Here is an 11,135-nt window from a genome sequence, read left to right as displayed (position 1 = left end):
GCAACGCGTCAGTCGCGTAAGCGACTGACAGGTCCGTGGCTAACGGACCGCTAGCGGGGGCTGCCGACGCTGACCGGCATCCGAACAACAGGAGGAAGAGATGTCCGAGTCACGAGTCGCCAAGAACACGTTCGTCTACAACGGCGAGCGCTACTTCCGGCAGAAGTCCGAGGACGTGCTGATGTGCTCGATCGGCGAGAAGGAGGACCCGCTCGGCTCGAAGGCCAGCCTGAACGTCACCGACCACGTCGACCGGGCGCTGCTGAAGGGCAAGGTCCGCTACGTCACGACCGCGGACGTGGCGTGGGAGCGGCAGGCCAAGGCGGAGGTGGAGGCCGAGGGCGGCCTGAAGTACCTGACCGCCGAGGGTTCCGGCACGGCCACGTTCTCCTACGAGCGGGCCAAGTCGGCGAAGCTGGTGCTGACCAAGTTCGTGATCGACGAGGGGCCGCTGGAGCGGCTGCTCAACCAGGAGGCGACCGGTGCCCGCCGGTTCCTGGCGCAGGAGGGCCGGGACGGCCGGATCGTGTCGACGATCTGGGTGGTCGTGGAGGCGCGCATCGCCGAGTCGTTCGCGGCCGCCGGCACGTCCGCCGGCGCGATCCAGGCCGAGGTCCTGTCCGCGGCGCGGATGCGGCTGTCGGTGAAGAAGGCCGGCAGCGCCTCGGGCACCACCACGATCGTGTGGGAGCCGGGCACCACGTTCGCGTACCTGATGCACAAGGTCGGTAAGTGGAACAAGGACAAGAGCCGGATCGAGGAGCTGGTCATCGACGCCAAGGGCCTCAACTGAGAGATCCGGTACGCCGGGACCGCGGCGGGCAGCGTTGCCCGCCACGGCCCCGGCCGCCGGTCAGTGGTCGTCGATCTCCAGGCTCACCCGGTGCTCGCTGGACCGCCAGGCCGGGATCGGCAGGTAGGTCACGCCGTCACCGCGTGACCGGACCACGACCGAGACGGTACGGCCGGCCGGGATGTAGTGATCGACACCGGTCATGAAGGTGATGGCGAAGAACTCCGGCAGCGGCGTGTCCAGCCGGCTGACCCGGTCACTCGCGTCGTCGAAGGCGAAGACACCGATCACCCGTTTGGTACGCGGGGCGGTGGCACCGTTGAGGATGTTGCGGCCGTTGACGTACAGCGCGTCGCCCTCGGCGCCCCACCACTCCTTCTGCCTCTGGAACGTCAGGGCGGTGTGCCGGTCGCTGGTGTCGACCAGGGCGCCGATGCCTTCGCCGGGGTTGCTGGTGAGCAGGCGGACGAAGGTGTCGGTGCGCCGGAACGGCTCGAAGTAGAAGTGGTGGGTGGCCTGGCCGGGCCGGACCAGGGCGAGCTCGTACCGGGCGCGGGGATCGACGCCGACCGGGGCGAACGCGCCGTCCGCCGCGACCTGGCGCACCGCGGCGGGCCGGCGGGTCAGCCGGTGCCCGGTGAGCGGGTCGAGCCGGTAGACCTCGACCGTGGCGCCCTGGACACCGGCGTTGCTGGGGAACAGCACGGCCCGGCCGGAGATCTGCGTGTTCCGGTCCGGGACCAGCCGGGTGGTCCGCGGGTCGTGGCCGCGGAAGAAGCGGTAGAAGGCCCGGAACGTCTCGACCGACGAGACGGTCTGGGTGTGTGACTGGTCCGGCAGGTGCAGGTTGGTGGCGCCGGTGACGGTACGGGCCGGGTCGCCCTCCCCCCAGACGGCGAGCGTGGGCACCCCGCCGGGCAGCGCGGTGGCGGTCCGGCCGTCGAGGTTGACGTAGTGGGCGACGCGCGCGGCCCGGGCCGGGGAGCTGTTGAGGTATCCCTGGACGACGAAGGTGCCGAGCGAATGGGCGAGCAGGTCGACCCGGTCGGCGCCGGAGGTGGACAGCAGCCGTTCGATGCGGGCGTCGAGTCCGGCGTAGACCTGCGGCAGGATCGTGGCGATGTTCGGCGAGTCGTACTCGTGTGCCTCGATCAGCCGGGCCGGGTACCCGTTGCCGGCGAGCCGTTTGGCCTGGGTACGGAACTGCATGGCGGACCCGGCGCTGCCGTGGACGAAGACGACCGGGCGTGGGGTGGCCGCCGGGGTGGGTGCGGACGGCGGATCGGCGGCGGCGGGGGCGCCGAGGCCGGCGGTGCCGAGGACGACGCCGGCGACCAGGGCGAAGAGCTTTCGGCGGGCAATCAACACTGACCCTCCCGATTGATGACGGTGGTTATCGCACTCTAGGTGCAAATTCTCCGGGCGGGTAGGGGACGGGTGGGCCGGGACGGGTGGGCCGGGACGGGTGGGCCGGGACGGGTGGGCCGGGACGGGTGGGCCGGGACGGGCGGGTCGGTGACCGGGTGGGCAGGGGACCGGGGTCACCCGTACTCCCGGGGTCTGCCTTTTGGCCGAGGCCCCTCTCCCCGCGAGCCGATGCGCCGGGCCCGGACCGAAATGGATCATGAGGTCATGTCCGGCACCCTGACTGAGATTCCCGCCCTGCCCGTCCTGCTGCCGCTGGCCGCGGTCCTGATGCTCGCCGCCTGGTGGCGGTGGCGCCGCACGCCGTCGCGGCTGATCGCCGGGCTGGCCATGGCCGGTTATGTGACCGCCGTGGTGGCGGTGACGCTGCTGCCGCTGCAGATCGCCACCGGCGACCACGCGAACCGCCTCCCCTGGTACGAGAAGGCCAGCCTGCTGCCGGTGGTCACCATCGACGCCGTGACGTTCGTGGCGAACATCGTGATGTTCCTGCCGTTCGGGGCACTGCTGCCGATGCTGACCCGGATCGCGACGGTGCGGCAGATCGCGCTGGCCTCGCTCGCCGCCAGCACCGTGATCGAATTGGTGCAGTTCGCGACGAACGTGCTGGTCAGCAGCGGACGGACGGCGGACGTCAACGATCTGCTGGCGAACACGCTGGGCGGGGTGCTCGGGTTCGTGGCGTGGCGGGCGTTGTCGGTTAGGCTGGTCAGGACCCGGGTGGGCCGAGGCTGACCCGGTCGCGCTGAGTCGAGAGTGGTCCGGCCGTTCAGGGGGACCTGATCCACAAGGGTCTTCCCCGCCTCGATTAGCATTTGCTGCGTTCGGCAAGCGGTGAGGCGAGGCGACATGCGGTGGTTCCGGCTCGGGCTGCGTAAGCGGCAGGTCCAGCACGATCCCGCCCGGCAGCGGGAGCTGGCGGACCAAGTGCGGCAACGTTTCGGAGCGGAGTTCACCACCCCGTTCGCCGAGCAGGCCGCCGAGGTCGGCCGGCTGCTCGAGGGCACCGACGGGGTCATGGTGGCCGCCGAGATCCTGCGCGAGTTCGCCGACGGCGCCCACGCCTCGGTGGTGGTGCAGGCGGCCGGGCTGGGCCTGGTGGCCGACCGGACCAACTACCGGACGCTGTGGAAGAACGCCGGCAAACGGCTGCGCTCGCCGCTGTTCGAGCAGCCCCTGCACCCCTACGTGCAGGTCACCGCTGCCGTCACGGCGGTGGGCGCGCAGGCGCCGGCCACCGTCCGGGCCGTCGACCCCGACCCGCTGCTCACCCACGTGTTCGAGCTGCTGGACCTGACCGTCGCCGGCTGGCAGTACGGCCGGGTGCTGGTCGACGTGCACGGCGCCACCCTGGCCGCCGGTCTGATCACCACGGCCACCGAGATCCGGGCCGCGATGTCCGACCCGCCGCCGCTGCCGCCGCCGGTGCGCGAGCAGATGCGCAGCAACGCCAGCGTCGATGTGCTGGACCCGGCGATCAGCCGGTTCGTCGGGCAGTGGAACCCCGGCAAACAGATGCGCGAATCACTGCTCGCCTGACGCCTGGGATTCCTTCAGTCCGGCGCCCGGCGGCCGATCTGCGAGGCCGTTGCGGACGGAAAGGAATCCCCCGATGAACCAGGCCTCAGCACGTGGTGTGCCGATGCGTGACGACCGCTGGCGACCTCAGGACGAGTTGCTCGACAGCGTCATGGACAAATGCGTCGACGACGCCTACCGCGGCGCTGCCGACGACGGCGGCGGCAGTCCCGTGCTGGTGGCCGGCGGCCTGGTGCTCGCCGTCCTCGGGCTGATCGTCGGCGCCGGCACCGGCAACCCGCTGCTCGCGTTCGGCATCGTGGTGGGCCTCGCCGCGGCCGGTCTCGGCTACGTGGCGGTCAGCCAGTCACCGGTGCGCGTCAACCGCCTGTCGATCCTGGACCCGATCGGCGGACCGGGCAACCTGCCCGCCGGGTACCTGGTGCACCCGAAGGCGTGGCAGGCCGGGATGCGCGAGTACGTCGCCGTGGTCACCGACCGGCAGCTGCGCGTCGCGGTCCGGCTGTGCCGGGAGCACCCGGGCGCGGTGTCCGACGTGATCCGCCTGGTCATGCGGGCGGAGAAGCACGCCGCCCAGCACGGCGCCGACCACGAGATCACCGAGCACGACGTGTTCCGGGTGGCGTCGCGGTGGACCGCCGAGCACGCCCGCAACGCGCCGACGATGACGCTGCCCGCGGTGCGGTGACCTTCGCCCCCGCCTGCGGCAGGGGGGTCGGTGCGACCAGGCCCCGCAGAGAGTGAGCCCTACCGGCCGTTGAGGTAGCCGAGAACCCACGTGATCCGGGTTGCGGGGTTGGTGCGCCGGCGTTTCATCGGCGGGATGTCACCCGGGTGTCGTCGGGCAACCGGCGGGTGATCCCGGTGCGGTCCAGCAGTTCCAGCAGCGGGACGGCCACCCGGCGGGTGGTGCCGAGAGCCTTCCTGGCCTGGCTCAGGGTGAACGGCTGCGGAAGGTCGCCCAGGACCCGTCCGGCCCGCTCGGGCGCGTCGGGCGGCAGGATCACCTGGTCCGCCACCCGGACGGCCAAGCCGGCCCGCACCGCCGCGGCGAGCTGTTTCGGCCCCAGGCCCAGCTCGGTCAGGCGATGGGCCTCGGGAGCGGCGAACGGGTTGTCGCCGGCGAAGGCCGCGGTGATCGCGGTGACCAGGAACTCCGGTGCCTGCCGGGCACCGGTCGTCACCCGGCCGTCCACCACCGTCAGCGGCGGCTCGACGAGGGCCTCGACCAGGGCACGGTCGGGCAGGCCCAGCAGGTGACGCAGGGCTTCCAGCGGGACACCGGACTCGATCGGATTCTTCGCGACGTGGTCGGTGACGATGTCGGCCGTGCGCCGGCGCAGCCCCGCCCAGTGATCCGGATCAGCCAGCCACTCCCCCACGACCGGCCGGGCGTCCGCCACCGGCACGCCCATCGCGGCGAGCTCGCTGCTGGTGATCAGCCGGCGCCGGCGCAACTCCGACGCCAGGTCGGCGACGTCGATCCCGGCCAGCTCCGCCGCCCGCCGGGCGGCCGCACCGCGCCGGCCCAGCCCCGGTGGCGCCACGTCCAGAACGGTCACGCCGCCCGCCACGTGATGCCGGCCCGGGTCCCGCAGCAACGCCCGGTCCCCGATGCGCAGCGGCAGCGGCCGGCTCAGGCGCAGCCGCACCGTGTCCGCGCCGAGCGGCCGGGTCCGCACCGGGACCGCTGCCGAGCCGACGTGCAGGGTGATCATGGCGGGCAGGTCCTTCGCCGCGTCGCCGTGCACCCGGACATCGATCAGGTCGGTGAGCCGGAACCGGCCCGGGGTGAGCAGGGCGGTACCGCGGCCCACGGCGGCCAGATCGACACCGCGCAGGTTGACCGCGACCCGGGCGACGGCCTCGGCCGCCGGCACCGGGCGTCCGAGGGCCTGAAGTCCGCGGACCACGACCGGGGCCCGCATGCCGGCCAGGGTCAGCTCGTCGCCCACCGCGATCCGGCCGGCGCCGAGGGTGCCCGTCACGACGGTTCCCGCGCCGCGGATCGTGAAGGCCCGGTCGACCCAGAACCGGACCGGCGCACCGGTGTCCGGCGCCGGGAGACGGCCGGCCAGCCGGCACAGCTCCTCCCGCAGCCGCGGCAGGCCGGCCCCGGTGACCGCGCTCACCGCGACCGTCTCCACGGCACCCAGCGACGTCGCGGCGATCTCGGCGGACGCGGCGGCGACGGCCGGCCCCGGGTCGGCCAGGTCGGCGCGGGTGACCACGAGCAGGCCGTGCCGGACGTCCATGGCGTGCAGCGCGGCCAGGTGCTCGGCGGACTGCGGCATCCAGCCCTCGTCGGCGGCCACCACGATCATCGCGGCCGGCACCGGGCCGACGCCGGCGAGCATGTTGGGCACGAAGCGCTCGTGGCCGGGCACGTCCACGAACGCCACGGTGGTGTCCGGCGCCAGGTCCGTCCAGGCGAACCCGAGGTCGATCGTCATGCCGCGGCGGCGTTCCTCGGCCCAGCGGTCCGGTTCCATCCCGGTGAGCGCCCGGACCAGGGTGGACTTGCCGTGGTCGACGTGCCCGGCGGTGGCGACGACGTGCACGCTCAGTCCCCGTCCTGCAGCACGGCCCGGATCGCGCCGGCCACCGCGGCGTCGTGACCGGCCCCGACACAGCGCAGGTCGAGCAGCAACCGGCCGCGTTCGACCCGGCCGGCCACCGGCGGATCGCCCTGACGCAGCGGGGCCGCGTACCGCTCCGGCAGCGCCAGCGCCCACGACGGCAACTCCAGGTCGGGGGCGCCGCCACCACCGACCACCGCGACCGACGGCACCACCTCGCCCGCCCCGACGTCGTCGCGGAGCCGCTCGGTGCGTTCCCGCAGCAGCTCCGGGTCGGTGCGCAGCGCCTGCCAGGTGGGCGTCACCGGCCCGGTCACGGTGGCGTGCAGCGCGGCCAGGGTCAGCTTGTCCACCCGCAGTGCCCGCGCCAGCGGATGCCGGCGCAGCCGCTCGACGAGCGGTGCCGCACCGAGCAGCAGACCCGCCTGCGGTCCGCCGAGCAGTTTGTCGCCGCTGGCCACGACGAGGTCGGCGCCGGCGCGCAGGGTGGTGGCGGCATCCGGTTCGTCCGGCAGCAGCGGGTCGGGCCGCAGCAGGCCCGAACCGATGTCCGCGACCACCGGGACGGTCACCGCCCCGGCCAGCTCGGCGATGCCGGCGGCGCTGGTGAACCCGCGCACGACGAAGTTCGACGGGTGCACCTTCAGGACGAACCCGGTGTCCGGGGTGATCGCGGCCGTGTAGTCGGCCACCGAGGTCCGGTTCGTGGTGCCCACCTCGCGCAACCGGGCGCCGGTCGACTCGAGCAGCTCCGGCAGGCGGAACCCGTCACCGATCTCCACCATCTCGCCGCGGCTCACCACGATCTCCCGGCCGGCGGCGAGCGCGGTGGCGGTCAGCACCAGCGCCGCGGCACCGTTGTTGACCACGTGGACGCCGCCCGCGTCCGGGACGGCCGCGGCCAGAGCGCCGAGAGCGTCGCGTCCCCGCCGGGCCCGCCGGCCGGTGCCCAGGTCGAGTTCGACGTCGGTGCTGCCGGCGGCCGTGACGACCGCCTCGATCGCGGCGGCGGAGAGCGCGGCCCGGCCCAGGTTGGTGTGCAGCACCACCCCGGTGGCGTTGTGCACCGCCCGCATTCCGGCCGGCAGGGCCGCCACGGCCGCGTCCGCGACCTCTTCGGGGGCGATCTCACCGGCGCGTGCCCGCTCCTGCGCGGCGATCACCGCGGCCTTGATCGCGCCACGCCCCAGTCGCGCGGCGGCGGCTTCGAGTCGCGGATCGGCAAGGACCACATCGGTACGGGGTACCCGCCGCCGGTGATCCATGACGCGCGCCTCCTGCCGGGTGTGCTGGCGGAGGCGGACGGGAATCGAACCCGCCTGACCCGGATGCCGGGTCACGTCGGTTTTGAAGACCGCGAGGAGCACCAGCTACCTGAACGCCTCCACCGATCACCGTATCCGGCGCCGCCGGGACGTGCGCGCCGGGTCAGGTCCGCGTCGCCTGTCGCAGGCCGCGGTCCGTGCCGCCTGCCGCCTGCCTCCTGTCGCCTGTCGCCTGTCGCGGTCCGCGTCGCCTGTCGGCCGCCGAGCACACCGGCCGGACATGTGCGACAGTGCGGCGGTGACACAGATCAGGCTGACCCAGTACGCGCACGGCGGCGGCTGTGCCTGCAAGATCCCACCCGGCGAGCTGGAGACGGTGGTCGCCGGCCTGGTCGGCACCGAGGTGCCGCAGGGTCCCGGCGAGCTGCTGGTCGGTCTCGACGACGGCGACGACGCGGCAGTGGTGCGGATCAGTGGCGGCACCGCGATCGTGGCCACCGCCGACTTCTTCACGCCGGTGGTCGACGACCCGTACACCTGGGGTCGCATCGCCGCCGCCAACGCCCTCTCCGACGTCTACGCCATGGGCGGCACCCCGGTCGTGGCCGTGAACCTGCTGGGCTGGCCCCGGGAGAAGCTGCCGATGGAACTGGCGGCCGAGGTGCTGCGCGGCGGCCTGGACGTCGCCCGGGAAGCCGGCTGCCACGTGGCCGGCGGGCACAGCGTCGACGACCCGGAACCCAAGTACGGCATGGCGGTCACCGGCATCGCCGACCCGGAACGGCTGATGCGCAACGACGCCGGCCGCCCCGGCATCCCGCTGACCCTGACCAAACCGCTCGGCGTCGGCGTGCTGAACTCCCGCCACAAGTCCACCGGCGAGGTCTTCCCGCAGGCCGTGGACGCGATGACGCGACTGAACCGGGACGCCGCCGAGGCGGCCCTGAAGGCCGGCGTCACCTGCGCCACCGACGTGACCGGTTTCGGTCTGCTCGGTCACCTGCACAAACTGGCCCGGGCCAGCGGGGTGACCGCCCGGATCGACGCCGCGGCGGTGCCCTACCTGGACGGCGCCCGGCAGGCCCTGGCCGACGGGTACGTCAGCGGCGGCACCCGGCGCAACCTGGACTGGGTGCGCCCGCACGCCGACACCGGCGGACGCGCCGAGGACGAGTTGCTGCTGCTCGCCGACGCGCAGACCTCCGGCGGCCTGCTGGTGGCCGGCGAGGTGCCCGGCCACCCGGTGATCGGCGAACTGCTCCCACGCCGGGACGGTGTGACCGTCGAGGTCCGCTGACCCGGTACCGCCGGTGCCGCGCCTGCGAGGGTGACGCACAATGTGCCACGTGGTGGTGAGTGGCCGTTCCGGATCAGAGGACTCCGCGCGCTGGCGTGTCGGGCGGCGCCGCCTGGCCTGGCGTCCCAGCTCGGCGCCACTCGAGGTGATCAGTGTGGCCGAGGGGCCGTTCGTGCTCGTGGTGCTGCCGGTCTTCGGCTGGTGGCTGGCGTCCTGGACCGCCTCGCTGCTGGCGACCGCGTTCGTCTGGCCGGCTCGCGCGGCCACCGGGCGGTGGCCGGTGGTGGCCTATGTGCTGGAAGCGGAGAACGACAGGTTCCAGTGCCGGTGGACCCGGAGCCGCGCCGAGGCGGACACCCTGGTGCAGCAGTGGAAGACGGAGATCGAGCAGTTCGACCGCCCGCAGCCCGGCCCCGGCGTGTTGACGCGTACCCGCAAATGGTTCGGGCGGTAGGCCATGATCCGCTGCGGTGCACCCGCGCCGAGATGTTGATCTGCTAGCGATGCGAAATCGCGGTTTCAACCCCATGATCACAGCGATTTCGTAGCGCCAGCAGATCAACATCCCGGTTCGGCACCGCGCATCTCGGACCGGCACCGCGCGGAGGGCGTCGGCGGGGCTACCGTGCTGACCATGACTGCTTTCGATCCCAAGTCCGACCTGCGGCGCTACCTGCAGGAGGGCCGCGACGCGCTTGTGTGGAAGCTGGACGGGCTCAGCGAGTACGACGTCCGCCGCCCCCTGGTGCCCACCGGCACCAACCTGCTGGGCCTGGTGAAGCACGCGGCCGGCGTCGAGTCCGGGTATTTCGGTGAGGTGTTCGGCCGTCCCTTCCCCGAGCCGCTGCCGTGGATGGCGCAGGACGCCGAACCCAACGCCGACATGTGGGCCACCGCCGACGAGTCCCGGGCGGGCATCGTCGCGCTCTACCGCCGGGTATGGGCGCACTCGGACGCCACGATCGAGGCGCTGGACCTGGACGCCGCCGGCCGGGTGCCGTGGTGGGGCGCGGACCGGCAGGTGGTGTCGCTGCACCGGATCCTGGTGCACGTGGTCGCCGAGACGCACCGGCACGCCGGGCACGCCGACCTGGTGCGGGAACTCGCCGACGGGTCGGCCGGGGTGCGGCCGGCGGTCAGCAACCTGCCGGACTGGGATTCGGCGGCGTGGTCCGGCCACTATGAGCGGCTGGTCCGTGTGGCCTGCCAATTCCGTGACTGATGTCGATATCGTGGCGGGCATGGAGAACCGGCGTCCCACCCTCGCCGACGTCGCCCGGGTGGCCGGGGTGTCCCGGGCCACCGCGTCGCGGGCGATGAACGGCAGGTACGGCACCTCGCCCGAGATGCGCGACCACGTGCGGGCCGTCGCGGCCCGGCTCGGCTTCGAACCGCACGCCGTGGCCCGGGCCCTGGCAACCGGCACCGGCACGACCGGCCGGGAGCACGTCGAGGTGCTGATCGTGGACCCCGACCCGGACGCGTTGAGCACCAAACCGTTCTACGGGCGGGCCCTGACCGGGGCGATGCGGGCGCTCGGTGACCTGGCTCTGCAGGTGCGCCAGGTGCCGGTGCCGCCGGCCGGCGACGAGGACCCGCCGTTCGGCCGGCTGCTGATCAACATGCCGGGGGCGGTGAGTGCGGCGTACGCGCGGCGCGGGCGGACCGTCTCGCTGGGCCGTTCCGCGCCCGGGGTGACGTTCGTGGCCCCGGACAACGACAGCGGCGGGTACCAGGCCGCCACCCACCTGGTGACCACCGGCCGGCGGCGGATCGGTGCGGTGTTCGGGCCGCCCACGCCGTGCGCCGACGAGCGCAAGGCCGGTTTCCTGAGGCTGGCGGCCGCGGCCGGGCAGTCCGTGACGGCCGCGGGTGGGGATTTCACCCAGGCGCGGGCCTACGCGGCCACGCGGGAGCTGCTGGCCCGCGAACCAGGGCTGGACGCGGTGTTCGCGGCCTGCGACGTGACCGCGATGGGCGTGCTGCGGGCGCTGCGGGAGGCGGGCCGGCGAGTGCCGGACGACGTCGCGGTGGTCGGGTTCGACGGCAGTGCGCTGGCGGTGGCGGCGGACCTGTCGTCGGTCTACATGCCGGTGGAGGACGAGGCGGCGGCCGCGGTCGAGCAGCTGCTCGACCCGGACCGGCCGGCGCCGGGCCGGTTGCCGACCACGCTGACCGTACGCGGCTCCAGCTGAGCGTTCAGGCCCCGGCTCGCCGGCTGCCGCCAGCCGTCAGCC

Annotated in this window: 11 protein-coding genes and 1 tRNA gene; 8 read left to right on the top strand and 4 right to left on the bottom strand. The window is 73.5% G+C overall.

Annotated features, from left to right (window positions below; translation table 11 throughout):
• Nucleotides 1–100 precede the first annotated feature (100 nt).
• Complete coding sequence (locus tag LPA41_RS15380; protein ID WP_229071056.1) at nt 101–793, top strand: hypothetical protein; 693 nt, start codon at nt 101–103, stop codon at nt 791–793.
• 60 nt (nt 794–853) lie between these two features.
• On the opposite strand, the gene LPA41_RS15375 is transcribed toward LPA41_RS15380, so the two are convergent.
• The gene (locus LPA41_RS15375) at nt 854–2,161 is read right to left on the bottom strand and encodes an alpha/beta hydrolase (RefSeq protein ID WP_229071055.1); all 1,308 of its coding nucleotides are present in this window, start codon (nt 2,159–2,161) and stop codon (nt 854–856) included.
• A gap of 264 nt (nt 2,162–2,425) precedes the next feature.
• On the opposite strand from LPA41_RS15375, the gene LPA41_RS15370 reads away from it, so the two are divergent.
• From LPA41_RS15370 to LPA41_RS15360, 3 genes are all read left to right on the top strand, one after another.
• Entirely contained in the window at nt 2,426–2,953 is a 528-nt protein-coding gene (locus LPA41_RS15370) for a VanZ family protein (protein ID WP_229071054.1), read from the top strand.
• Nucleotides 2,954–3,067: 114 nt separating this feature from the next.
• Nucleotides 3,068–3,757, top strand: a complete 690-nt coding sequence (locus LPA41_RS15365; protein ID WP_229071053.1) for a hypothetical protein — start codon at nt 3,068–3,070, stop codon at nt 3,755–3,757.
• 103 nt (nt 3,758–3,860) lie between these two features.
• Nucleotides 3,861–4,445 (top strand): hypothetical protein, encoded by a 585-nt coding sequence (locus LPA41_RS15360; protein ID WP_229071052.1) that lies wholly within the window; start codon nt 3,861–3,863, stop codon nt 4,443–4,445.
• Nucleotides 4,446–4,569: 124 nt separating this feature from the next.
• Here the strand turns inward: LPA41_RS15360 and selB are convergent, their stop codons facing one another.
• The 3 genes from selB to LPA41_RS15345 form a co-directional block, all read right to left on the bottom strand.
• Nucleotides 4,570–6,318 (bottom strand): selenocysteine-specific translation elongation factor, encoded by a 1,749-nt coding sequence (gene selB, locus LPA41_RS15355; RefSeq protein ID WP_229071051.1) that lies wholly within the window; start codon nt 6,316–6,318, stop codon nt 4,570–4,572.
• Between the two features lie 2 nt (nt 6,319–6,320).
• Entirely contained in the window at nt 6,321–7,601 is a 1,281-nt protein-coding gene (selA, locus tag LPA41_RS15350; protein WP_229071050.1) for an L-seryl-tRNA(Sec) selenium transferase, read from the bottom strand.
• A 25-nt stretch (nt 7,602–7,626) separates the two neighbouring features.
• Nucleotides 7,627–7,722: transfer RNA gene (locus tag LPA41_RS15345), tRNA-Sec, on the bottom strand.
• A gap of 177 nt (nt 7,723–7,899) precedes the next feature.
• Here LPA41_RS15345 and selD point away from each other — a divergent pair.
• From selD to LPA41_RS15325, 4 genes are all read left to right on the top strand, one after another.
• The gene (selD, locus tag LPA41_RS15340; protein WP_229071049.1) at nt 7,900–8,898 is read left to right on the top strand and encodes a selenide, water dikinase SelD; all 999 of its coding nucleotides are present in this window, start codon (nt 7,900–7,902) and stop codon (nt 8,896–8,898) included.
• A gap of 49 nt (nt 8,899–8,947) precedes the next feature.
• Complete coding sequence (locus LPA41_RS15335; RefSeq protein ID WP_229071048.1) at nt 8,948–9,352, top strand: hypothetical protein; 405 nt, start codon at nt 8,948–8,950, stop codon at nt 9,350–9,352.
• 180 nt (nt 9,353–9,532) lie between these two features.
• Nucleotides 9,533–10,120, top strand: coding sequence for a DinB family protein (locus LPA41_RS15330; RefSeq protein ID WP_229071047.1), 588 nt, complete (start codon nt 9,533–9,535; stop codon nt 10,118–10,120).
• A gap of 19 nt (nt 10,121–10,139) precedes the next feature.
• Entirely contained in the window at nt 10,140–11,093 is a 954-nt protein-coding gene (locus LPA41_RS15325) for a LacI family DNA-binding transcriptional regulator (protein ID WP_229071046.1), read from the top strand.
• The last annotated feature ends 42 nt before the right edge of the window (nt 11,094–11,135 follow it).

Source organism: Actinoplanes sp. DH11, from assembly GCF_020873875.1.
Classification (GTDB): Bacteria; Actinomycetota; Actinomycetes; order Mycobacteriales; family Micromonosporaceae; genus Actinoplanes.
Note: the sequence above shows the minus strand (reverse complement) of the source record. Positions and strands in the feature narration are given on the sequence as shown.